The organism is Brevibacillus humidisoli, assembly GCF_020923435.1.
Lineage (GTDB): Bacteria > Bacillota > Bacilli > Brevibacillales > Brevibacillaceae > Brevibacillus_E > Brevibacillus_E humidisoli.
On the sequence record NZ_CP087263.1, the window covers coordinates 3,412,258 to 3,434,527 of the forward strand.

At 52.8% G+C, this 22,270-nt stretch carries 24 protein-coding genes; 7 read left to right on the forward strand and 17 right to left on the reverse strand.

Going from position 1 to position 22,270, the window contains the following annotated elements:
* Positions 1-26: 26 nt before the first annotated feature.
* Complete coding sequence (gene lipA / locus LOK74_RS16725) at positions 27-914, reverse strand: lipoyl synthase (protein ID WP_230043154.1); 888 nt, start codon at positions 912-914, stop codon at positions 27-29.
* Between the two features lie 388 nt (positions 915-1,302).
* On the opposite strand from lipA, the gene LOK74_RS16730 reads away from it, so the two are divergent.
* Positions 1,303-2,505: an ornithine cyclodeaminase, nickel-pincer nucleotide-dependent gene (locus LOK74_RS16730; RefSeq protein WP_230043155.1), complete on the forward strand. Its 1,203-nt coding sequence runs from the start codon at positions 1,303-1,305 to the stop codon at positions 2,503-2,505.
* Between the two features lie 15 nt (positions 2,506-2,520).
* Here the strand turns inward: LOK74_RS16730 and LOK74_RS16735 are convergent, their stop codons facing one another.
* Positions 2,521-5,202 carry an ATP-binding protein gene (locus tag LOK74_RS16735; RefSeq protein ID WP_230043156.1) on the reverse strand — a complete coding sequence of 894 codons (2,682 nt, stop codon included), beginning with the start codon at positions 5,200-5,202 and terminating at the stop codon, positions 2,521-2,523.
* Positions 5,199-6,317 (reverse strand): metallophosphoesterase family protein, encoded by a 1,119-nt coding sequence (locus LOK74_RS16740; RefSeq protein ID WP_230043157.1) that lies wholly within the window; start codon positions 6,315-6,317, stop codon positions 5,199-5,201. The genes LOK74_RS16735 and LOK74_RS16740 overlap by 4 nt, the downstream gene beginning before the upstream one ends.
* Before the next feature lie 189 nt (positions 6,318-6,506).
* On the opposite strand from LOK74_RS16740, the gene larC reads away from it, so the two are divergent.
* Positions 6,507-7,475 carry a nickel pincer cofactor biosynthesis protein LarC gene (larC, locus tag LOK74_RS16745; protein WP_230043158.1) on the forward strand — a complete coding sequence of 323 codons (969 nt, stop codon included), beginning with the start codon at positions 6,507-6,509 and terminating at the stop codon, positions 7,473-7,475.
* Between the two features lie 2 nt (positions 7,476-7,477).
* Here larC and larC2 read toward each other — a convergent pair whose 3' ends face one another.
* Positions 7,478-8,446, reverse strand: coding sequence for a nickel pincer cofactor biosynthesis protein LarC2 (gene larC2 / locus LOK74_RS16750; RefSeq protein WP_230043159.1), 969 nt, complete (start codon positions 8,444-8,446; stop codon positions 7,478-7,480).
* A 138-nt stretch (positions 8,447-8,584) separates the two neighbouring features.
* Between larC2 and LOK74_RS16755 the strand changes: the two genes are divergently transcribed.
* Together LOK74_RS16755 and tlp are read left to right on the forward strand one after the other, a co-directional pair.
* A complete protein-coding gene (locus tag LOK74_RS16755; protein ID WP_230043160.1) occupies positions 8,585-9,616 on the forward strand; it encodes a M23 family metallopeptidase in 1,032 nt (343 codons plus the stop codon).
* Between the two features lie 118 nt (positions 9,617-9,734).
* Complete coding sequence (gene tlp, locus LOK74_RS16760; protein ID WP_338148616.1) at positions 9,735-9,953, forward strand: small acid-soluble spore protein Tlp; 219 nt, start codon at positions 9,735-9,737, stop codon at positions 9,951-9,953.
* A gap of 217 nt (positions 9,954-10,170) precedes the next feature.
* Here the strand turns inward: tlp and LOK74_RS16765 are convergent, their stop codons facing one another.
* The 9 genes from LOK74_RS16765 to LOK74_RS16805 form a co-directional block, all read right to left on the reverse strand.
* The gene (locus LOK74_RS16765; protein WP_230043161.1) at positions 10,171-10,419 is read right to left on the reverse strand and encodes a hypothetical protein; all 249 of its coding nucleotides are present in this window, start codon (positions 10,417-10,419) and stop codon (positions 10,171-10,173) included.
* Positions 10,386-10,799 carry a hypothetical protein gene (locus LOK74_RS16770; RefSeq protein ID WP_230043162.1) on the reverse strand — a complete coding sequence of 138 codons (414 nt, stop codon included), beginning with the start codon at positions 10,797-10,799 and terminating at the stop codon, positions 10,386-10,388. Before LOK74_RS16770 ends, LOK74_RS16765 begins: the two co-directional genes overlap by 34 nt.
* 190 nt (positions 10,800-10,989) lie before the next feature.
* Positions 10,990-12,039, reverse strand: coding sequence for an ABC transporter substrate-binding protein (locus tag LOK74_RS16775; RefSeq protein ID WP_230043163.1), 1,050 nt, complete (start codon positions 12,037-12,039; stop codon positions 10,990-10,992).
* Positions 12,040-12,295: 256 nt separating this feature from the next.
* Complete coding sequence (yunB, locus tag LOK74_RS16780; protein ID WP_230043164.1) at positions 12,296-13,021, reverse strand: sporulation protein YunB; 726 nt, start codon at positions 13,019-13,021, stop codon at positions 12,296-12,298.
* 206 nt (positions 13,022-13,227) lie between these two features.
* Positions 13,228-13,665 (reverse strand): Lrp/AsnC family transcriptional regulator, encoded by a 438-nt coding sequence (locus LOK74_RS16785; protein WP_230043165.1) that lies wholly within the window; start codon positions 13,663-13,665, stop codon positions 13,228-13,230.
* Positions 13,666-13,758: 93 nt separating this feature from the next.
* The gene (locus LOK74_RS16790) at positions 13,759-14,331 is read right to left on the reverse strand and encodes a Gmad2 immunoglobulin-like domain-containing protein (RefSeq protein ID WP_230043166.1); all 573 of its coding nucleotides are present in this window, start codon (positions 14,329-14,331) and stop codon (positions 13,759-13,761) included.
* A gap of 276 nt (positions 14,332-14,607) precedes the next feature.
* Positions 14,608-15,609 (reverse strand): ABC transporter permease, encoded by a 1,002-nt coding sequence (locus tag LOK74_RS16795; RefSeq protein WP_420908795.1) that lies wholly within the window; start codon positions 15,607-15,609, stop codon positions 14,608-14,610.
* A gap of 26 nt (positions 15,610-15,635) precedes the next feature.
* On the reverse strand, positions 15,636-16,580 hold the full coding sequence (locus LOK74_RS16800) for an ABC transporter ATP-binding protein (RefSeq protein ID WP_230043168.1): 945 nt from the start codon (positions 16,578-16,580) through the stop codon (positions 15,636-15,638).
* 3 nt (positions 16,581-16,583) lie between these two features.
* A complete protein-coding gene (locus LOK74_RS16805) occupies positions 16,584-17,738 on the reverse strand; it encodes a COG1470 family protein (protein WP_230043169.1) in 1,155 nt (384 codons plus the stop codon).
* Positions 17,739-17,908: 170 nt separating this feature from the next.
* On the opposite strand from LOK74_RS16805, the gene LOK74_RS16810 reads away from it, so the two are divergent.
* Positions 17,909-18,502 carry an RNA polymerase sigma factor gene (locus LOK74_RS16810; RefSeq protein ID WP_230043170.1) on the forward strand — a complete coding sequence of 198 codons (594 nt, stop codon included), beginning with the start codon at positions 17,909-17,911 and terminating at the stop codon, positions 18,500-18,502.
* Positions 18,495-19,217 carry an anti-sigma factor gene (locus LOK74_RS16815; RefSeq protein WP_230043171.1) on the forward strand — a complete coding sequence of 241 codons (723 nt, stop codon included), beginning with the start codon at positions 18,495-18,497 and terminating at the stop codon, positions 19,215-19,217. Before LOK74_RS16810 ends, LOK74_RS16815 begins: the two co-directional genes overlap by 8 nt.
* A gap of 122 nt (positions 19,218-19,339) precedes the next feature.
* On the opposite strand, the gene LOK74_RS16820 is transcribed toward LOK74_RS16815, so the two are convergent.
* Positions 19,340-19,882: an NADPH-dependent FMN reductase gene (locus tag LOK74_RS16820; RefSeq protein ID WP_230043172.1), complete on the reverse strand. Its 543-nt coding sequence runs from the start codon at positions 19,880-19,882 to the stop codon at positions 19,340-19,342.
* A 237-nt stretch (positions 19,883-20,119) separates the two neighbouring features.
* Here LOK74_RS16820 and LOK74_RS16825 point away from each other — a divergent pair, with 237 nt between their 5' ends.
* Positions 20,120-20,353 (forward strand): group-specific protein, encoded by a 234-nt coding sequence (locus tag LOK74_RS16825; RefSeq protein ID WP_230043173.1) that lies wholly within the window; start codon positions 20,120-20,122, stop codon positions 20,351-20,353.
* A 37-nt stretch (positions 20,354-20,390) separates the two neighbouring features.
* Here LOK74_RS16825 and LOK74_RS16830 read toward each other — a convergent pair whose 3' ends face one another.
* The 3 genes from LOK74_RS16830 to LOK74_RS16840 all read right to left on the reverse strand — a co-directional run bounded on the left by LOK74_RS16830 (position 20,391) and on the right by LOK74_RS16840 (position 22,235).
* A complete protein-coding gene (locus tag LOK74_RS16830; protein ID WP_230043174.1) occupies positions 20,391-21,485 on the reverse strand; it encodes an HD-GYP domain-containing protein in 1,095 nt (364 codons plus the stop codon).
* Positions 21,486-21,625: 140 nt separating this feature from the next.
* Entirely contained in the window at positions 21,626-21,928 is a 303-nt protein-coding gene (locus tag LOK74_RS16835) for a YunC family protein (RefSeq protein ID WP_230043175.1), read from the reverse strand.
* A 70-nt stretch (positions 21,929-21,998) separates the two neighbouring features.
* Positions 21,999-22,235, reverse strand: coding sequence for a DUF6154 family protein (locus LOK74_RS16840; protein ID WP_230043176.1), 237 nt, complete (start codon positions 22,233-22,235; stop codon positions 21,999-22,001).
* Positions 22,236-22,270 lie beyond the last annotated feature (35 nt).

The following is a 22,270-nucleotide window of genomic DNA, read 5'->3' on the forward strand; positions in this document are numbered from 1 at the left end:
AGGGGATTCTCTTCTCATGGGCCGGTTCAAGATTTGGCGGCAATTGCCTCCTTTGCCGCATTCGCCTGTTCATGTGCATGGTAGGAGCTGCGGACCAACGGACCAGCCTCTACATGCTGAAAACCACGTTTCATCCCTTCTTCTTTCAACATGGCAAACTCATCAGGGTGGTAGTACTTTTCTACGGTCAGATGTTTTCTCGTTGGCTGCAGATATTGGCCAATCGTCATAATGTTCACGTCAACTGCTCTCAGATCGTCCATCGTTTCCAAAATCTCGTCGACGGTCTCTCCTACCCCGATCATTAGGCTGGATTTGGTCGGAATGGATGGCTGCATCTCTTTTGCCCGCTTGAGCAGTTCGATCGTGCGGTCGTACTTGGCCCTTGCACGTACCCGATCGGACAAGCGACGCACCGCTTCAATGTTATGGTTCAGCACGTCCGGCTTGGCATCCATCACCATTTGCAGCGCATCCCAGTTGCCGAGAAAGTCAGGGATCAACACTTCCACTGTGGAAAACGGCAAACGTCGACGAATAGCCTGGATAGTGGCGACGAATACGGCGGCCCCCCCATCAGACAGATCATCGCGGGCAACCGAGGTAACGACCACGTGGCGCAGACCCATTTGTTCAGCAGCTTCCGCTACACGCTCCGGCTCCGCGAGGTCCAACTCAGTAGGCAGACCGGTCTTGACGGCACAAAAACGGCAGGCACGGGTACAGATGTCCCCTAGTATCATGAAAGTCGCTGTGCGATTGGCCCAGCACTCGTGGATGTTTGGACATTTGGCTTCTTCACAGACTGTATGCAGCGTTTTGCCCCGCATCGTTTGTTTCAGTTCGTTAAAGTTGGCTAACTTTTCACCAGTAACCAGATTGATCTTGAGCCATTCCGGTTTTCGTTGGGTCATGTCAGGGCTCACTCCCTCATCTCATACTATCCCACACACGATGTCCTGACTGCTCTCAATGCCAGAAGCATGTTCAGGACGCTCTCCCCCATTATAGAGTAAGAAAAATACCCGGGGCAATACCAAGGGCTGCTCCGTGTAGCGGGCAGTGAATCGCATATGCCTGTATGTTTGCCTTGCAGATCGCTTGAGAAGCACAGCAGCAGCGTGTATAAACATCCATTTATGTGCAACCACTTGGATGGTCTGTATACAATCGCTATACTAAGAGAAGCTTGATACTACCATCATCCTGAGACGTGTTTTCCGGCCGATGTTTCTGTTGCCGCGCAGTTTTTGCAGCGCCTCTCATACATACCACAGCTGCCAATAACAAGGAGGAATAGGGATGGAACAAGTGATTGACATACGCGGACACATCATCCGTGACGACATTTTGAAAAAAATCGATGCTTCCGTCGTACAGTACAACGGTCGCTACCGTGTGCTGCAACTGGAGGTAGGGGATCAGGTGGATGATGAATCAACAGCCAGAGTGGTGCTAGACCTGCCTGAAGATAAGATCGACCTAATCCTGAATGAACTGGTAAACCTGGGCTGCAACATCCCTCGTGCCGAGGAGATGGCAGTCTTGAAACCAGCGGAAAAGGACAAAACGGTGCCCGACGATTTTTACTCGACAACCAACCATCCGACAGAGGTCTATCTAAACGGCAAGTGGGTCAGGGTAAAATATCAGCGAATGGACGCTTGTCTCGTCGTCAAAGGGGACGAGGTGCACTGCGTGAAGCTGCGCGACATTCAAAAAGGTGACCTGATCGTTTGCGGCAGCAACGGTGTGCGTCTGGTCCTCCCGCCTACTGATGAGAAAAACGGTGAGTTTGCCTTTATGAACAACGAAGTCAGTTCCGAGCGGCGAGTGGAAGTCGTCGTCAAACGGCTGGCCGAAGAGATGCGCGAGATTCGTCAGAGAAACGGCAAGATTGTGTTTGTAGCAGGCCCTGTCGTGATTCACACGGGTGGTGGAGAAGCTTTTCAAAGCCTGATCCGCAACGGATATGTAAACGCGTTGTTGTCGGGGAACGCCCTGGCCGTACACGACATCGAACGGTCCCTGTTTGGCACTTCCCTGGGTGTCAATCTGGATACCGGTTCCGTCGTGCGCGGCGGGCATAAAAACCACATGCGAGCGATCAATGCAATCAACCGCTCCGGCTCCATCGCGGAAGCCGTGGCAGACGGGACGCTGCAGGGCGGGATCATGTACGAATGCGTTAAAAACAGCGTCCCCTTTGTCCTGGCCGGCTCCATTCGCGACGATGGCCCGCTGCCGGACACACTGATGGATCTGATCGAAGCGCAGGCTCAATACGCTGAGCAAGTGGCAGAAGCCGAATTGGTGATCATGCTCTCTACCATGCTGCACGCGATCGGGACAGGCAACATGATGCCTAGTTGGATCAAGACCGTTTGTGTCGACATTAATCCGGCAGTTGTCACTAAACTCATGGATCGCGGATCAGCGCAAACCGTCGGTGTCGTCACCGATGTCGGTCTGTTCCTTACGATGTTGGAAAAGCAGCTCTCCTAGCATGTGATCCTCCTCTCAGGGCCATGCATGGATCTTGTGCCGTTCCATGCCGCTGATCATCGGCTGCAGATAATCAAGTTCGCGCCGATGGCAGCTAAATAAAAAAACTTGGTGGGATTCCGCCAGTTCAAGCAGACAGTACAGCGCCGCCTCGAGCCGCTCCTGATCGTAATGGATGAAGTGATCGTCCAGAAAAATGGGCAGCGGCTCCCGTTCGGCGCTAACTTTTTGCAGCAGCGCAATCCGCTGAGCAAAGTAGAGCTGATCCTGTGTTCCAGAGGAAAAGTTGCTCTGCTCGACGATGTTGCGCCGCTCCGGCTCAACGACACGTATGGCGAAGTCCTGCAGGGGATCAAGACGCACATCCTGGTAGCGACCGCCGGTTAGTTGTTTGACTACCCTCGACGCTGTTTGATTCATCTGCGGAGAGATGTCGGTTCGCCACTCCTCCATCGCCTCCTCCAATGCCGACTTGGCAAGGATCAGCGCATCCCTGCGCAGCCGCACCTCTTCCCACTTTTCTTTTACATCATCGTATCTACTCTTTGCTTTTGCCAAAGCCACTTCACCGCGCTGGCCGATCTCGCCGCGCGCCTGTGCGATCTTTTCTCGCAAGGTTGTGATCGCTTCGTCCCGTTCCGCTCGCTCTGCTTCCGCCTCTCTTCGCTGCTGCTCCAACTCCTTTTGCCGGCTTAACAGGATATCGCGGATCTCCATCCTCCAGCGCTCCAAGATCTCCGTCTGCTTCTGTTCCAATTTCGCCAACCGGCTCGCTCGTGCAGCCCTGCGCTTCTGGTCATCCAGTTCTTCCTGCAGCCGCTGCTGCTGGGCACGAGAGCGCTGTTCCCATTCGGCGTGTTCACTCAATACCAGTGCTGCCGCCTGTTCAAACGGGAGATGAGGAGGGACGCCCCACTCCAGCATCTGTTTCTCCAGCCGCATCTGAATCCGCTTCCGCTCTGCAGCCTCTTTCTCACTTAGTTGGTGTTCATGGATTTGGATCAGCCACTTTTCGCGCATGGCCAGAAAAGCTTCCCACTCCGACAGATTCCACTCGCCCAGCAGTTGCCGAAGCGATGCCTGGCACTTTCTCAGTTCCTGCTGCTTGCCGACTAGTTCCTCCTCCAGCTCATACAGCCTGGCTTCCAGCCTGCTCGTTACTTCGTCCTGCCTGGCAAGGGGGGTCTCCGTATCTGCTGAGGAAACCACTGGGGCAGCCTTCTGTCCATTTTGAGACACATACCAGCCAACTAAGCCCGCCAGTGCTGTCAACACCGCAGCAACCACTGCGGCCGCTTGCTGATCGCTCCACCAGCTAATAATGCCGACAGCTGCGACGCATAAGGACGCCCCATACCACCACCACTTGTGACGGGATGCCTGCCGCTTCCGGGCGAGAGCCGCTCTGTTTTTTCGGCTCAGATAATCCTGTGGCGACGTTTCCATCGGCGACTCTGTTGGCTGTGCAGCCGTAGGCGTCGTTATGCTCGCCTCCCGCTTGGTACGCTCCGTCTCTTCGATCACAGAAGCCAGTCGTTCGCACTCCTTTTCCAAACGCTCCACATTTTTCGCCCATTCCTGCCCGATCAGATAGTCGGACTGCAGTTTGTTGAGATCAACTTCTGGATCGCTTGCCACCTGCCGTTCATCATATACGGACAGTGCGTACCAATCTTTCAACCACTGCTGCCACGCCGCTTCATCAATCCCGGCAAATGACAAATAGCGGTCCGCTGCCTCAGAATGGCTTGTGCGCGACTTATCTACATTGGATTGCCGCCATTGTGCGATCTCTTGCTCCAATGCGTGAAGCTGCTCAGCAGTCTGATGGTGCAGTACACGTTCCTGCTGCTCATCTGACGCGGATTCCGCCCAGCCAGTTATCTGAGCTGCAGTCGTGGTCTCAAAACTCTGCTGCCATTTCTCCTGCCACGCTGCTTCCGCCTGTTTGATCCGTTCCATCTTCGCCTCGATCTGTATCCGGGCGGTCTGTTCACTATTCAATTCGTCCTGCCATACTGCGAGAGAGCGGGTCAAATGCTGGACAGATTGCCATGACGCCTCAGCGTCTTCCAGTTCCGACCGCGCCTGTTCCAGCTGACCTGACAATTTGCCGATGAGCGTACTGCCTGCACTCTCCTTGCGGCCGACGACACTGATCTCCTGCTCCAGAGCGGCCAAAAGGGCATTGACCAGCGGATCCGCTTCATTGTCATTGACCAGTGTGGGGAGCAGATGACGGGCAGCATGAACCGGGCCTCCCCGCACCCAGGTTACGTCGGCAAACAAGGTGCGGGTGAGGCCGAGGTGGCGCTCCAGAAAATTGTATTCTTTACGCCGATCCTCCTGGTACAACAGCGTAATCTCCGTCAATTCCGGTTCCCGAAACAGTCTCGCCTGCTCTCGCTCTTTCTCGTGGCAGCGATGGAGACGAAAGGACTGCCCGTCAAGCTGATAGCGGATGATGGTCTCATACGGGCCTCGGTCCCAGGGATAGTAGCGCTCGTATTCGTCCAGGTAGCGGGTGACCCGCAGGTAGTCTCGCTTCATTCCATAAAGTGCAGCAAACAGGGCGTGCAGCAGTGTCGACTTGCCCGCTTCGTTAGGGGCGACAAACAAGTTGAGTCCGGGTACGAATGAAAAGGTTGTATCCCGCCATCGGCCAAAGCCGCCGACATGCAATTCGTCAATGATCACCTCAGCATCCCCCCGATCTGTCTCAGCGCTTCTCGTCGAGCCGTCTGGGCGATCAGCCGCTCCCGCGGATCATCACTTCGTTCGGCCTGTTCTGCCAACTTTTCCAGCCAGCGAGCAAGGATGCCGCCCTGCTGCAGAAGCTGCTGCTCATCCAGATCCGGCCATGACTTGTCCTCAAAACGGACAAAAAAATAAGAACCGTACTGGGCGTATAGCAAATCGAGCGATGGAACCAAATGACTGGCCCGTTCGCCGACTAACTCGATGAACAAGAGATCATCCTGATGTTCAGATGCAAGTGCCGTCTCCACTCGCTTGAAAATCGCTTCCATGGACTCGGCTCCCTGCAGTTCTACCTCTACTTTGCGTATTCGCCTCGACTGGACAGAGATCGCCTCCAGCGCAACCCTACCCGTCTCATCGAGTTGACCATAGAGCACATGTCTTTCATCGCTTTCCTTGACGGTAAGACCCTCTGGGGTACCGGGATAAGCGGCAAACGGAGAGCCGGTATGCGGATGGAGATAAGTACGAGGCTTATGGATGTGGCCCAGAGCGGCATAATCGACACCTGTCTGAGCCAGCTCAGCCAGCGAGACCGGCGCGTAAGGGTGATGATCGCCATCCTCTCCTACCGTGGCATGCAGAACCATCAGATGGTTTTGGTATCCCGGCAGCTTTCCTGGGAAATCCTGCATAGGGGATTGAGAGACGTGCGTCTGCGGAAATCCCCAACCATAGACTACGCACGACTTTTCGGGGAACTCGTAAGCTCCCCACTCTGGAGTAAAGAAGATGACATTAGAGGACCACTCAAGCGTCCGGTAAAATGAATCTTCCAACCAGGGGTCGTGATTTCCGGGTGCAATACAGACGGGAACCGGTGCCACGCTGGCAAACAAGTCCTGCAGAAAGGAGGCAGTGGCCCGCGTACCCCCATGGTACTCCAGAAGATCGCCAGCGATCAGCCAATAATCGACCTGTCTGGAGAGGACAAGGTCCCGTACTCGTTTCATGGTCTGGCGGAAATCTTGCTGCCTCAGCTCGTATTTCTCTGACAGCGACTTGAGCGGCGCATCGAGATGAACGTCAGCCATATGGATAAAAGAAATCATCAGCGCAACCTCCCATGACAGACACGACCTCGGATGCTACACTTATAGCAGGATAGGACATGCCGAATGTTGCCATCTTTTGTAGCGAACATACTTTCTCTATATGATACATACAAATGGTGTCGTTCGCCAAGTCCCGGTTGCCCGGGAAAACAAAAAAATGCCCAGTCGAAGAAAGGACGATTGCAGATGAGAATTGCCTATTTGGATTGCTTTTCCGGGATCAGCGGTGATATGACGCTCGCAGCACTTGTTGATGCCGGAGCTGATCGGGAAGAGATTGAACGTCAACTGCGAAAACTGCCGCTTGGCAGCTTCCGGATGGAGTGGCGAAACGTAGTGAAAAAAGGGGTTTCCGCCTTAAAAGTAGATGTGATTGATGAAGAGCTTTATCACTACCATGCACAAGAGCACCAACATCATGACCACTCAGCGACACACGAGCATCACGGTCACGATCATGAACACCACCATGACCATGTCCATCAGCATCATCAGCATCATCACGATCACACGCACGAGCACGATCATGGGCATCATCATGATCACACGCATGAGCATGATCATGGGCATCATCATGATCACACGCACGAGCACGATCATGGGCATCAGCACGGGCACCACCATCACCACCATCATGCACACAGAGCGTACCGCGAGATCGTTGAGCTGATTCAGGCCGCCGGATACTCGCCGCGGGTAACGGAGCGGGCTTTGGCCATCTTCCAGGTAATCGGCGCTTCTGAAGCAAAGATCCATAACGTGCCGATCGATACGGTTCACTTCCATGAAGTGGGGGCACTGGACTCCATCGTCGATATCGTCGGGGTGGCACTGGCACTGGAAAACCTCAACATCGACACCGTCTATAGCGGTCCGATCCCAACCGGAAGCGGGTATGTCCGCTGTGACCACGGTTTGTATCCTGTACCGGCACCAGCCACATTGGAAATGTTAAAAAACATTCCGCTTCGTTTCACGACAATCGAAAAAGAGTTAACCACGCCTACTGGTGCGGGAATTGCCGCTGCCCTGGTCAAGCAGTTCGGCCCGCTGCCTGCGATGACAGTGGAATCGATCGGTTATGGTGCAGGAACACGCGATCTGCCTGACCAGCCAAATGTGCTGCGTGTACTGATCGGACAGCCAAATCAATAGTTTCACATCTGCTGCGGTGTTTGGGTGACGGCGATCGCGAGTGCTTCCTGGTAGACCTGTTTTAAGGGGACTCCTGCCCGTTCGGCCAAAGCGGCACAGTGCGCGTATTCCGGGGCTACCTGCACTCGTTCACCACGCAGGTAGCCTAGCTTGACCGTCACTTCTCCCCATCTGGTCTCTACCTGACAAAAGCGGCGTGCCAAACGATGACAGACGACAGGAAAGTAGCGAACACCAAATGTGGTTGTCTCTCGAAACAGCAGCTCTTTCATCACTTCCAGTTGGCTGGCATAGCACATCACCTGGACCATCGTGCCCGGTCGCCCCTTTTTCATTGTCATGGGAAAAAAGGAGACATCATTGGCACCGGCGGCAAAGAGAGCGGACATCGCATAAGCCATCCACTCCGGGCTGGCATCGTCCAGATTCACCTGCAGCAGAAACATCGCTTCATCGACATGTTCTTCCGTGTGATTCCTCTGTTCATGCACGATAGATGGCCCATCGTCTCTCTGACAGAGCAGCAAGCCTACACCATCCGCTTCCACCGCATGCAGCACGGTGCCTGACAGCATATGATCAGTCCGTGCTCCCCATTCCCGGAGCCACAGCAGTGCCAATGGCGAAAAGAGCTCTTCTGCTTGCTGCCACCTGCGCACTTCCCAACCGGTCAACAACGGCAGCCACAGTGCAGGAACGGACAGCGGCACCACCAGCGGCGTCACCGCAACCGAGAGACTCCGACCAATCAGATCGGACAGTGTGTACAGCGCTGCTTCTTCCTCCTGCCAAAACCCCTCCTCCCCCTGTCTCCGATACGGAAGCGAAGCTTCCACAATACGACTGAGCCGCTCTTCATGTGAAGAGGGGCTGCCGTCACCTGCCTTTACCTGCGAGAAGTCCAACTGCTTCCATGCATTCAACAGCCGCTTCAGCGTCAGCGGTCGATCACTATGTATCCAGATCATCATCTCTTTTTAACCTCCCAGCAACGATCCCTCACCAGCATCATACACTATCACTTATGAGGTTGGAAAAAAATATCGGGATTAGTCTGCTAGTTGCTGGCAGAAACTATCTTAGGAAACCAACCCTGGAGGGGAAGACAGATGCGGTTTATCCATCTGATCATCGCATGCAGCCTGTGTATGCCGTTTGCGCCGCTATATGGCGGCGAACGAGCCGAGGCAGCAGCGATGATTTCTGAACCGGCAACGAAACAAACCTCTAAAGGCTCCTCTCTCACGCGGGAGCGAATGGAACTGTTTCAGTGGATGGAAGCCCTATATGGAGTCCCCTGGCACTATCTGGCTGCCATTGACCAGTATGAGCGGACGATCAATAAGAAGCGGAAATCAGCACCTGTGACAGACCGATTGACAGCCATCACCATCCCTCCGGCTGTCTGGTCCGGCTATCTGAATCCGGAGGAGGATGACACAGACGAATCATCCATTTCTTTCTTCGGTGGTATCGGGATTGACGGTTCCGGTGACGGACAGGCAGATCAACAGAACGACATCGACGTGCTGACAGCCATGATCCGTTTCTTATCCGATTTCGGCTATGCCCGTGAAGACTTTCGTATTGGTGTCTGGATGTACTACCGACGCGACCGCGCCGTCAAAACCATCGATCAGTTTGCAGCAGTATACGAGAAATATCAAACGCTCCAATTGGATCAGCATGCTTTCCCCATCCCCAGACGATACACCTATAGCTATCGCAGCACCTGGGGCGATCCTCGCGGCTGGGGGGGCAGGCGAATCCACGAGGGAACAGACATCTTTGCCGACTACGGAACACCGGTACTGGCCACTGGATACGGCGTCGTTGAGGTAGTTGGCTGGAATCGATACGGAGGCTGGCGCGTCGGCATCCGGGACATGAACAATATTTATCATTACTTCGCCCATCTCTCTTCGTTTCGGAAGGGGTTAAAGGCTGGAGACATTGTCGAACCAGGACAAGTCATCGGGTACGTAGGCAGTTCTGGTTACGGAAAGCCTGGTACATCAGGGAAGTTTCCGCCCCACCTGCATTATGGAATGTACAGAGATACTGGCTCCGGTGAATGGTCATTTGATCCTTATCCCCAACTGCGGAGTTGGGAACGGGAGATGAGACGAAAGAAGAAATAACCGATCGTACCCCACATCATGTCGAATAGTGCTTCAAACTGATGACAACGCACCCTCCGTTTAGCGGTTGCTTTCAAACCGCAACAGAGGAGAGCATTATATAGACGAGGAGTGGTACATGATGGCGAAGCCGGACAATCGTGCCGACAACGGAGAAAAGATGCAAAGAATGATCGACAACACGATGGAACACATCAGAGAGTCGCGTGACTATATGAAAGCGCACAAACAGGAAATGCCCGCCGATCAGCTTGCTGACATGCAAGCGAAAAACGAGCGGCGCGAGGAAAGCATTCAAAGCTTTCGTGCCGAGATTGAGGATGAAAACAGCAGATAAGCTGTATTTCACCTATGTATGCTGTCCTTGGCATACCTTAGTGACGGAAAGTCTGATACATGGCAACAAAAGCAAGGGGGCCCGTCAAAAACGGCCCTCTGCTTTTTTCGCAATCAATCGCTTTTCCTTTTCATCGATCGATCTGATGCCAGCAGGCGAGTGAGGAGATCAAATGCTGATGAGCTAGCCGGGGAAATCGTTTGAGACAACATCCCGTTCAACGCATTGGTTCACGTGTGAACAGCTTGGCTTGCGCCGCAGCCTTGGCGTACGCCTGCATCGTTGCTCCATCCAGACAATAAACCAGAAATTCCATTTCGTAATAGGCACCCAGCGCTGAAGAGGTAGCGAGAAAGAAGAAAGCGGGATACAGCGCTTCTCGCAGGGAGATTTTTACGAACAGGTGCAAGAGAAGGGGATCTGATGTTTTGATCAGATCGCTGCCCGTTTGTTTGATCGCATCCACACCAAGCTGAGCACAAGCGGGTGGTCCTCTTTATCCAAACACCTCAGCAGATAGTTTCGCTCCCGCCCGATTGCGGCAAATTCTTCACAGTAGAGATAGACCGGCTGCTTTCGATTGAGCTGTTGCACCATGGAAAAAGAGCTGATAAATTTCTTTTCGACTGCGAGGTATTCCTGTTTTTCCACAGAATCCATCGGCCAGTCAGCGCTGTAGTTTAAATGTACTTCTTCGACTTCCTCCGCCGTCAGGGAACGCGGGAACCGGCTCAATAGACAGGTGTGTTGCCCCTGATCAAACAGCTCATAGCGGACGTCGAGCGAGCCAAATGTTTGGATCAGGGCTGCACGTTCCTGGGGAGTTGCACTTGCGATGTTCAGCATCTTGCTTCATCCTTTTCAAAAAATTTTCCTTTGGTATGGTGACCATATGTAAATCTTCTCCACTGTACAAAAAGCGCTTTGTCAAATGGTGTAGATTTTTGTCTAATTGGAATTTTATTATTACTCCACATAACCACAAAAAAACAGGGACCCCTTGTTCGACAAGGATTCCCTGCTCACAATTCATCATTTACTTCACAATCTCTGCCGCACTCTGCTTCAGCTCATCCGGAATCGTCAGGCCAAACGTCTTGGCCGCTGTTTCATTGATGTACAGATCTGTCTCTTTCGACACCTCAACCGGGGTCTCTGCCGCTTGTGCCCCATCCAAGATGCGCGCTGCCATCTGAGCCGTCTGAACGCCCATCTCGTAGTAGTTGATCCCATGCGTGGCGACAGCACCACGTTTGACAGTGTCGACGTCAGAAGCAAATACGGGTACGTTTGCTTTTTGAGCGGCAATCAATACGCCTTCCACGGACGAGACAACCGTATTGTCGACCGGGATGAGGATCGCCTGCACCTTGTCCAGGATCACCTGTGTTCCTACCTGTACTTCAGAGGAGTTGCTGATTCCCGACTTGACCAGTTCAATCCCTTTTTCCTTCGCCGCTTTCTCCAGCTCCTCCACCTGTACCTGGGCGTTTACCTCGGATGTGGTGTAGACGACACCCAACTGTTTGAGCTCAGGCACGAACTGCTGGATCAGATCCAACTGTCGTTCCATCGATACCTTGTCCGAAGTTCCGGTTACGTTTTTCCCCGGCTTCTCCAAAGTCTCGACGAGTTGTGCGCTTACCGGATCGGTAACGGTACTAAAGACGATCGGTACATCTGTAATCGCTTTGGCCACAGCCTGAGCGGATGGTGTGGCAATGGCCACGACCAGATCTTTCTTGTCACCGGAAAATTTCTGGGCAATCGAGACTGTGTTGGCTACCTCGGCGTGTGCGTTTTGGTAGTCCACCTCCAGGTTTTTCCCTTCCTCATATCCTGCCTCGGCCAAACCATCCAGGATTCCTTTGCGGACAGAATCAAGCGCAGGATGTTCCACAAACTGCGTTAACCCCAGTTGGATGACTTGGTCACTGTCAGCAGTGGCAGGCGGCTGATCAGCCGGAGCGCCGGACGGTTCAGTTGCCTGGGAGCCGCACGCCGCCAGCGAGAGCATCGATACCGCAAGCAACACCGAAGCCAATCCCTTTCTCAGTCTCTCTCTACTCAGCTTGTCTCTTCTCATCTTGTTTTCCTCCTCTAATCTCATAAAACGTTGCAAAACTATTTTCATATTATAGCATATTTTATGACTTGTGCTACCATCATCATCGCCCCGGTTAACATCTGGCGATCTCCTGGCGCTGTGATACGTTTAGTGGTTCGGTCTGACAAAAGAAAGTCCCCCGTCGGGACGGGGGTAAAATAAGGACATGATGGGGTAACTGCCATTTTATTTCCCATCGTTTTACTTTTTCAAACCTGTTTTTTCTCTGTGGATTCTAATCCGACTGCTCAATTCCAATGTTTTTGTCCCCGGACATACGCGGTACGTCAGGCTTGCCATCGCTGCTGTCATAGAGGTATTGCGGCACTTCGCCAATGATCAGGGAATGGGTGATCGGAATTTTGGTGGTGACTGTTTTCTCATCGGTAGCAAACGGGATGACGATCCGCAGATCTACTTCAACAAATATGTACACAGTAGCCAGGACCATGTTGATGCCCGCTTCGTCCAACTCGGTCTCCAACCGGGTCTTCACGGAGCCGATCGGCACAAACGTCACCGGCAAGCGTGGGCCCATCTGTGCGAGAAAGCTGCTTCCCGTCGCCAAGCCAAGTGGAATATCGCGCCCCACATTTGTGTCTTCAAACTCTTTGAGCCTGTTCTGGATGCGTGAGGTAGTCTCGCCCACAATCCGGGAGTACTCTTTAAAATTGAATTCATAGGCCTGGATCTTTCCCTCATTGTCTTTCTCTATCTTGACGATCTCATTGAAGTCAACACCTGTCTGGGCAATCCGCTTGGTCACGGCATCAGAGATTGCCTGTTTGGCGAGCTGTTCCGCTTTTTGCGAAGCGAGAATCAACAGCGTCGGTTCGATCCTGTTTTCAACGACTACCAGCATCTGGATTGTCAGTGCCAAAAACAAGACAAGTGCGATAAAGAAAGCTTTTGTCTTCGTCAATGGCCTGCGAATACGTCGACGTGCCCGAAACACTGCCACTGCCGCCACCTCCTACTTAGTACATCGTATGCGGCAAGGACAAAAATACGCCTGCCCCTAAAAGGCATGGCATGCTCACTCACTCGATTCTCGCGTGCAGATTGATACGGAGAGCAGGTTAAAACGCCTGCGAGAAAAAACGTGTGGCCGAAACAACGATGAAAAAACTGCGGCACTGGCCGCAGCTTTTTCTCCGCTATGCTCTGCTATGAAGTGATGTCAGGCAGTATGCATTTCTGTTCGATAGGCGATGACAAGACCAGCAGCGTTGTCGCTCTTCCGTACGCTTCTGCTTCATCGATGAATTGCTCCAAGGAGCGGGCCGAACATGTTACGACTTTGGTCAGATGGCTGTACGGCCCGGCAACACGATGACACTCAACCACATCGGGATGCTGCCCGCAGAAAGTAGAAAATCCGTTTTGTGAACGAATGTCAAACAACAGGTAGGCGGTGAGTTGTTTGTTTAGCTTCTCCGCGGTCACCGTAGCACGGTACCCGGTAATCACTCCGCGCTCCTCCAATTTTCGCACTCTTTCGGCAGTCGCCGGCGAGGTCAGACCGACCGCCTTGCCTAGCTCGGTCATGGAGACTCGTGCGTTTTGTTGGAGATGCATTAAAATTTTGCGATCAATTTCGTCCACGTCCCATTCACCTTTCCTTAGCGTCATGTTTTGGTGGTATCAAGTTACGACAATTGCTGCCACATCGTGTTGTTGGATGGATTCGAGATGATGTCAGGGCAAAGGGATTGGCAATTGGTTCCGGTGACTTCCGTCTTTTGCACTAGTCTCGAACAGATACAGGACAAGCGTCGTATTCGGTTCCGCTTTTTTCACCTGGAAAGTGATCTCAAATTCTCCCCATTCCGGTGCGCCATGATCCGCCTGAACATGTCCCTTCAGCAGTTCGTTATGCCCATCCTCTACGACGTAATCGACTACCCCTTCAAATACTCGTGCTTTTCCTGTTACGGTATACGAATCATCGCTGCCTTTTGTTACAACTACTCCTTGAAAGCTTTCATTCTGATACGTCTCACTCTCTCCCGCCTGTTTATCGTCCTCTTGCCCTGACGATCCCTCTCCGGACTCCTCTGCTTGATCAGTGGAAGGTGCCGCCTCTGTATCCTGTTGTTGACTGGTATCCTCTTGGTCGGATGGACTGCCGCTCTGATCGGCGTGATCGCCAACCACATCACCTGGTGTCTCTGTGGGAGTCGGATTCGGCGACGATGACGGCTCAGACGAACTGCACCCTTGCGCCAGCAACAGGCAGGCGGACATGATCAAGATGATAGGTTTTCTCATGATGGTAAACTCCTCCCATGAACGGTATTTCTCACACTTTACCCCGTATGTTATGACGAACATGTTATGCTGGACGTTACATGATTCAGGTAAATTTTTCCTCATCTTCTCCATTCTTTATCCTTCTCGCATAGGTAGTCTTTCCAAACAAAAAAGTGGAATCGGGTCGTTGCCCGATTCCACAATTCAGAGCTTGTTTCGTTCTTTCTTCTCCCATTGGATGAGTCACATATACGCCGCTGCCAGCCAGCCCCAGTAAGGGCGGAACGGTCTACCTTAACGGGAACGGATTTCCTGCCGCATGAACAGCACATAGGAAAGCCCGAAACAGACCATTGTTGCCGCTATCAACCCGATCGTGTGCGGCCAAATCAACAGCAAGCTCTGTCCCAACGGCAGCGGACTGGGAATGGCGCCATAGATCTGCTCCATCGTCAGCGGCCCCAAACTGCGGACAGACGGTGTGAGCATGGTCGTTGTCGCTTCCGTAAACAGCTGGCTTGGCGATAATCTCAGCAAGTATCCGACAAACTGTTGGTGGCTGAGCAGGCTGCCTGCATCGATCGCCTGCTTGGGAAAAGTAGCGGTCGCGATCAGCTTGACGATCATGGTAAAGAAGACGCTGAAGAAAATCCAGACCGCAATGCTGGCCAGAGCCGATGTAGCCGGCTGGCGGAATCTGACGGAAAACAAAATGGACAGGTTCAGCCAAAATCCGACGTAGCAGATGCTAAGCAGCAGAAAAACGATGATCCGCCAGAACTCTTCCGGTGTGGGCGGAATCCCGATCATCATCAGGCCCAACCCCATGACCAGAAAGCCCAACGCAAAAAACATGACGCTGATCACCAGCAGGGCTGCGACAAACTTGGCGTTTAACACGTAGTCGCGATGGATTGGCTGGGAGAGCACCCGACTCAACGTCCCTTTGTTTCGTTCCGAGTTGACCGCATCGAAGCCGAGGCCGATCCCCAATAACGGACCCAAAAAGCCAATGAAGGTCACGAACGACGGCAGCGTCCCGTCCGATACCGTGAACAGCTTGAGAAACAAAAACGACTTGAGCGAGTCATCCGATGGCACAGCATCGCGGATGGACATCATCGCGGTATAGAGGGAACCGAAGCAGGTCAGCAGTACCAGCAGCAGCAAAATGTTAAAGCGCCAGCTATGCGCATGGTCTGCTACCTCTTTTTGTACGATGACCCAGAAAGGATGGCGCTCCTTGCCATCACCTCTTTTCACGGCTGCAGCGGGTCGGTCGAACCATCCGACCATCCCTCGAATCGCCTCCAATGCTTTACTCATCTCACTCCCCCCCCTTCAAAGTAACGGTGATAAATCTCATCGAGGCCATACTGCTTCTGTGTCAAGTGAAGCAACGAGGCGCCGCTTTCGACAATCGTACGGGAAATCTCGGCGGTCACTTCTTCCGTACAGTGGATGGTTAATCGCTGTCCGTCCGCCTCTACGCGATTCACCCCGTCAACCTGCCGCAGGCTATCCAGCAAGCTGTCGGACATAGACGATACCCCTGCCTCAATTGCGACTGGTTCTGTTTCAAAGAGCTGCCTCGACAAGCTGTGGATATCTCCTTCGGCCAACATCCGTCCGGAGACAAACAGTCCTACCCGGTCGCAAATCTGCTGAACCTGATGCAGGTGATGAGAGGAGAGCAAGACGGTGATTCCCTCATCACGGCTCAACTGCTGGATTAACTGCAGGAATTCGCGAACCCCCTCCGGATCGATCCCCAGGGTAGGTTCGTCGAGGATAATCACTTCCGGCTGTTTGATCAGCACATCGGCCAACCCCAGCCGCTGACGCATCCCCCGGGAATACTTGCCTGCCTTTTTCTCCGCAGCGCCCTCCAGCCCCACACGCAGCAGCAGCGAGGAGGCCCGCTCTTTTGCCTCCGTCCGGGATAGTCCGTTGAGCTGCGCCGTGTAGAGCAGGTTTTCCAAACCGGTCATATCCTCATAAAACCCGACGTCGTCTGGCAAATACCCTACTTTTCGCTTTACCAGTATCGGTTGTCTCGTGGAGTTGACACCGCAGACATGGACTGACCCTGACGTTGGCTCCGCCAGTCCCAACATCATCAGGATGGTCGTCGATTTTCCGGCCCCATTGGGTCCGAGCAATCCAAAAATTTCGCCGCGGTAGATGGTAAGCGTCAGACTGTCGACAGCCGTCTGTTCCCCGTATTGTTTGGTCAGCTCTGACAATTCGATGATCGGCTGCTTCATTTGTTATCTCCTCCCGTAGGTACGGAACAGGTAGTACACTCCTCCAATGACGGCGAGAATGATCAGTACGCCAAGCCATCCCCACAACAGCGAGGTTTTGACCGCTACACGGAACTGCGCTTCTGATGAGGCTTCCGGTGCCCGGGCCGTCATGCTGACGACGTAGTCACCAGCGATTGCCTGGCCATCCGCCTTGATCTTTGCTGTCACTTCCGTCGATTTACCCGCTTCCAACTTGGTGATTTTTTTCGGTTCAAACGTTACTTCCCAATTCACCGGTGTGTCGGCACTGAGCTCGATGTCGCGCAGATCGGCGGAACCGGTGTTGGTAACCTGCAGCGTCACATTGCGCTCGTCGCCAGCTGTTACATCTGTACTCAACAGTCCAGTTGGCGTACTTAATTCCACGTCATAAGAGCCGGTGATCACCACTTCGAACTCGGCACTAGCGGATGTGGAACTGGTAGCCGCCTTGACCGGGATCTTATAGGAACCTTTCTTTACTCCTTCCGGCGGGCTAACTTCGATATCGATATCTTTGGTTGTATTCGGCTCAACATGAACCGATGTAACAGACTTGGCGTCCACTTTAAACTGGACGTCCCATCCCTGTGGCGCACCTGCTGTCAGCGAGTACAGCTGCTTCTCTGCGGTCCTGTTGCGCAGGGTGGCTTGAAACGAAAACGATGAATCAGCATGCCCCTGCATGTTAGGCTGTTCGGTCGTCAATTCGGTTTTAAACGTTCCCTGTTCTGTCACATTCACTACTAGCGGCAGCGATGCCTTCCCTTCTGCCACTAACTGAAAGCGGTAGGTTCCTTTGTCAATCTCCAACGGAACATCCACCTGCAGCGACACGTTTTGCGGTTCATCCGGCAGCACGGCCATCCGCTGCAGGCTCCAGCCGCCAGAGGTGAGTTGGTACTCCCAACCCTCCGGCAGTCCTTGTACGGATAGCGCCGTCTCCTGCATCTCACTGCTGTTGTTGATCAGTTGAATGTTGTAATTGATCGATTCTCCTGGTGTTACCGAGATGCTGGTGTAAGGAGTGAACAAGGTTATCCCCCCTGCCGCGTATGAGGGGGCGATGCCCAGTGTCATCACTCCCAGCACAACAGTTAGTACCAGCGACAAATGTTTTGTCCATCTCATGTTCATCTCTTTACTCCCCCTGACATGCAAATGTGTTTTTTCTGCATTCATCAAGGGTACGCACGAACGAGAGGTTTGGATTTACTCCTTCCCGGAAATTTTTGATGAGGCTTTCAAACGGTTAAAAAATTTGTTACTAGTAGTAGTAACGAACCATCCATCGGAGGTGACAAGCGTTGACCAACCAGGATGATGACGCAAAACGACTGGTGCGCGAGATAGCGAACGGGTCAGTCACAGCCTTTGAACAGTTCTATGAGCGGTACGCTTCACTGGTTCTGCACATCGCCCAACGGGTCATCAGGGATCAGATGGAGGCGGAAGATGTCTGCCACGACATCTTTTTGGAAGTATGGAAAAAGGCAGATCAGTACGATCCCGAACGAGGCAGTGTCCAAGCCTGGCTGGCAGTCAAGGCACGTACCCGTTCACTGGATCGGCTGCGGCAAACTTCACGCTTGCAGGTTGACACAGTCGATCAGTCCCAGATGGACGCAGCGACTGCTGCCGATCCTACCGAGGAACGCGTCCTGCTGAGACTGGATCGGGAAGCTCTGCAGAGCGCGCTGAACAAAATTCCTCCGTCGCAGGCCCGCGCTGTGCACGGTATGTATTATGAGTCACAGACGCATCGTGAACTGTCAGAAAAAATGAAACGCCCGCTTGGCACCGTCAAGTCATTGGTGCGTTACGGGCTTGGCAACATCCGCAAGCAATTGAGCCAATTAGGCTGGCTGGAACCGTCAGGAGGTGCAAAGAAGCATGACTAACGCATTCTGCAACTGGCGGGAGGAAGATGTAGTCGATCTGGTCTACGGCAATCTTTCCGATGAAAAGCAGATCCAACTCCACCTTCACCTAAACGATTGTGAGCACTGTGCTGCTGTATATCGTGAATGGTCGGCCATACTCAACCCGACTGAACCGCTGCCGCTGCCCTCTCCAACCGTAAAGCGTCGATTACTGCGGCGGATCGCGCTTGAGAACTGGCTATCGTCGATGCGTACCCACCTGACCGCGATCTATCCGGCAATGCGGACAGCAGCCTTGCTCCTCTGTATCGTCGGCTTGTTCTCCCTACACGAAGGAGCGGTATCGCCGTCCGAACTATCACCGGCTGACCTGCCAAGAACGGCGGTAACCCGTGATGTCTCCATGGTGATGGACCCGCATACCGTGCTGCATGTCGTACCTGTCGATTCCAGTGATACGAAGAGTTATGTCTGGGTCAACGATGCCTCCAACGAGATCCTGATCCTCACGGAAGGATTGTCACCACTCACTGAAAAAGACTATCAGGTATGGTTTATCTCACAAAACAGGCGCTCACACGTCGGACTGCTCCGCTGGAAAGATGGGATGGCTCACCTTTACTTTCGGGGTGGAGAACTGCGCCAGGTGGAAAACATTGCCGTCAGCATCGAACCAAAAGGGGGTAGTTTCATCCCCACCGGGCCCGATACGATTTTCGTCAATCTGAGATAGCTTCCTGCACACCAAAAGCCCCGCCTAACCTCATCAGGGTCAGGCGGGGCTTGTTGTTGGTATGCGCAATCCCTATAATCAGACACGGCTTGTATCCGCAGTATGGAAAAAGGGCGGCATAATCAAGCTTTTGCTTTGGTCAGTCGTTCCGTCATCTGGACCAGTTCGCCGACGAGCCCTTTCACCCGTGACAGAGCCTCTTCATCAACCAGCTCGCTTCGCTCGTTGAAATGGACAGGGTCAGCCACAAACTGTCCGGGCAAAGCCAAACCATACACGGCGCGTACGATCAGGCGCAGATTGTTCAGTGCGTTGATCCCGCCTTTGCCTCCGCCTGCCACCGCCGATATAGCGACCGGCTTGTTAGAAAAATGATTCCATCCCAGAAAATCAAGGGCGTTTTTCAAAGAACCGCTGATCGCGCTGTGGTATTCCGGCGTGCAGATATAAAAACCGTCCGCTTGCTCGGCCAGTCGGCGCAGCCTCTGCACTTCCGGTTGTTGGTTCAATTCGTCACGACCTGTGTACAGGGGAAGAATGTGCTCGCCCACATCAAAATAAGAGACATCCACGCCCACCCCCTGCAGCTCAGCCATAACCGCTTTGGCCAGGCCTCTTGTGCGTGATTGCTGTGTTGCGCTTCCGCAGATCACTAAAATGTTCATCCTGTATTCCTCCTTTATTTCGTTCACTGTTCCATGATTGTTAGGCTGCAGTGTTCCATGATGCGATCCCCTATTATTATCCAACAATCTCTCTAGATTGTAAACATTTTTATTTATTATTTATACAAAAATAGGCGCTCTTGGCCCAAAACCAGTTTTTCCTGCCAAGTCGTCCCCAGCCACTATCCGGTATGGTACGATAGAGTGAAGTCAGTTTTTTCAGGAGGAGGATGTAAAATGGGTGAATGCAAGATCGACCACAGCCAAGATGATGTACTTTGCAAGTTGGAGACGCAACATGAGCACTTGCCTAACGATCTATACCAGGCTTTAAAAGACTGGCTCGGCAAGCCGCAGCCACAGTCTGCACTTAACGAAGTGTTTCATCTGCTAAAAAAATACGACCTGGCCGCCAAAGCGGAACAAGCCGAACGGGATCGGGAACTGCGCAACTTGCTGTCGCAGGCATGAACAGTACGAACAGCCTGCTGCAAGCATCGTTCATCGATTAGACAAGCAAATCGCACGAAGCGATCATCACATCCAGGCGCTTGGACAAGTCGATTTCGTAAGGCGCGGCCACTGCTTCCCCTTTCGGATTTTTCAAGATCCGGATGATCGGACGGCTGGGCGCGCCGCGGTTGTAATCGACGACGACCCCTTCTTCCCCATTCGTCAATCGCACCGTCAATCCAATCGGATAAAGTGCAATCGTGTCGTAAAATGCCTCGACGATCTCTTTCACAAACAGCTTGTCCACTCCTGCAAACAGCACCTCCATCGCTACATGAGGCAGTACTGCGGACCGGTAGGAACGAGAAGTGGTCAGCGCGTCAAACACATCGCAAACAGCGATCATCTTCGCGTACGGATGAATCTCTTTCTCTGTCAGCTGACGAGGATACCCAGAACCGTCGCACCGCTCGTGGTGCTGATAGGCACAGTGCGCCGTCAACAGGGAAAGCTCCTCTTGCTTACGCAGGAGTTCGAACCCGAATTCCGTATGTTTTTTAACCAACTCATACTCTTCCTCGGTTAGTTTCCCCGGTTTCATCAGCAATTCCGCCGGAATCGCCATCTTGCCGACATCGTGCAGCATCGCTCCCATGCCAACCTCGATCAGTTCCCGATCACTCAGCCCCAACTTCATCCCGAGCGAGGTGGTGTAGAGCGCAACATGAAAGGAATGGGAAAAGATATAGTGATCCATGCCGCACACACTACCAAGCAGGTTGAGAGCAGAGCGATTCTGTTTCAGCTCATCTATGACGGAGCCCATCACCTGACGAAACTTTCTTCCGACGTCGTGATGGACGAACAGCTGCCTCCATCGACCCGGTTCACTGCGAAAGGATTGGAACACAGTGGTAATCGTGGCCATTGCTTCTCTACGTGTTTCCTCCGAGACAGCATCGCTGACCACAACATCACTGATCAGCTTATCTTCTATGTAGATGGACGTAATGTTCAGCTCTTTTAATCGATCCAGCATTTTCTGACTTAATGCGACACCTGCTCCGATGAGCACGGTCCCATTGCTGGTATAGATGGTTTTGGCAAGCTTTTCTCCAGGTTGGCACCGGTTGACAGAAATCAGTCTCATATGTCCTCCCCCGGTCAAGCAAATTTGTTCTCTTCGACATTATACTCCATTCTGCAGACTGGAGGCACTCCCCTCTCGCGGCAAAGAGCCTCCTCACCTATCGGGCTTGGCAATACAAGAAAAAAAGAAGAGAGGGATGTCTACAGCAGTTTGAAAATCGCCTCTCTCCCGGTCATTCCAACTGTGATACCGATGTTTTCCGCAGCAGTAGTGACGGACTCCAGCGGTGCATCGAGTAGTTCCTGGATCGTTTTTACCCCCACAGCCCGCCCCGCCAAAATTTGTCTGTCGGTCAGCCGTTGATTTAGCAAAGAAACGTCTAAGGCTCCACACATGATGTACCCTTTATCTGTGGTGACGACGAGCAAGTTGGTCTTCGGCAGTTGAACGCTGATCGCCAAGGCGGTGCCTTCCGGAAAAGAAAGCGGCTGTACCTCGATCATACGATCCCTCCGTTCTTGTTATTACCATACCCTATGTAGCGGTCAGGGCAAACGTGAGGCCGACTGACCATCAATGGATCGTCGACTGAGGCCGTTCCTCATCCATGGCAACCTTCCGCTTCATCACCTCGATCATGTACATGGCGATCATGTGAAACAACTCTTCATCGTCCATCTCATCAATCAATCGATACAAATCCTTGCGAGACTGTTCTTCGAGTATACCAACCACAATAGCTACGATATCTTCTTCATCACCGTTGAAATGGCCTTTATACATCTCATACAGTTGATCGACAAAACGCACAGTCTGTTCACCCCACTCCTCAAATTCTTCTATAG

Bases quoted from the DNA above. Each gene is read 5' to 3' on its own strand.
- lipA (WP_230043154.1), bottom strand. From the start codon at position 914: ATGACCCAACGAAAACCGGAATGGCTCAAGATCAATCTGGTTACTGGT.
- LOK74_RS16730 (WP_230043155.1), top strand. From the start codon at position 1,303: ATGGAACAAGTGATTGACATACGCGGACACATCATCCGTGACGACATT.
- LOK74_RS16740 (WP_230043157.1), bottom strand. From the start codon at position 6,317: ATGATTTCTTTTATCCATATGGCTGACGTTCATCTCGATGCGCCGCTC.
- larC (WP_230043158.1), top strand. From the start codon at position 6,507: ATGAGAATTGCCTATTTGGATTGCTTTTCCGGGATCAGCGGTGATATG.
- larC2 (WP_230043159.1), bottom strand. From the start codon at position 8,446: ATGATGATCTGGATACATAGTGATCGACCGCTGACGCTGAAGCGGCTG.
- LOK74_RS16755 (WP_230043160.1), top strand. From the start codon at position 8,585: ATGCGGTTTATCCATCTGATCATCGCATGCAGCCTGTGTATGCCGTTT.
- tlp (WP_338148616.1), top strand. From the start codon at position 9,735: ATGATGGCGAAGCCGGACAATCGTGCCGACAACGGAGAAAAGATGCAA.
- LOK74_RS16770 (WP_230043162.1), bottom strand. From the start codon at position 10,799: ATGCTGAACATCGCAAGTGCAACTCCCCAGGAACGTGCAGCCCTGATC.
- LOK74_RS16775 (WP_230043163.1), bottom strand. From the start codon at position 12,039: ATGAGAAGAGACAAGCTGAGTAGAGAGAGACTGAGAAAGGGATTGGCT.
- LOK74_RS16790 (WP_230043166.1), bottom strand. From the start codon at position 14,331: ATGAGAAAACCTATCATCTTGATCATGTCCGCCTGCCTGTTGCTGGCG.
- LOK74_RS16795 (WP_420908795.1), bottom strand. From the start codon at position 15,609: ATGGTCGGATGGTTCGACCGACCCGCTGCAGCCGTGAAAAGAGGTGAT.
- LOK74_RS16800 (WP_230043168.1), bottom strand. From the start codon at position 16,580: ATGAAGCAGCCGATCATCGAATTGTCAGAGCTGACCAAACAATACGGG.
- LOK74_RS16805 (WP_230043169.1), bottom strand. From the start codon at position 17,738: ATGAACATGAGATGGACAAAACATTTGTCGCTGGTACTAACTGTTGTG.
- LOK74_RS16815 (WP_230043171.1), top strand. From the start codon at position 18,495: ATGACTAACGCATTCTGCAACTGGCGGGAGGAAGATGTAGTCGATCTG.
- LOK74_RS16820 (WP_230043172.1), bottom strand. From the start codon at position 19,882: ATGAACATTTTAGTGATCTGCGGAAGCGCAACACAGCAATCACGCACA.
- LOK74_RS16825 (WP_230043173.1), top strand. From the start codon at position 20,120: ATGGGTGAATGCAAGATCGACCACAGCCAAGATGATGTACTTTGCAAG.
- LOK74_RS16830 (WP_230043174.1), bottom strand. From the start codon at position 21,485: ATGAGACTGATTTCTGTCAACCGGTGCCAACCTGGAGAAAAGCTTGCC.
- LOK74_RS16835 (WP_230043175.1), bottom strand. From the start codon at position 21,928: ATGATCGAGGTACAGCCGCTTTCTTTTCCGGAAGGCACCGCCTTGGCG.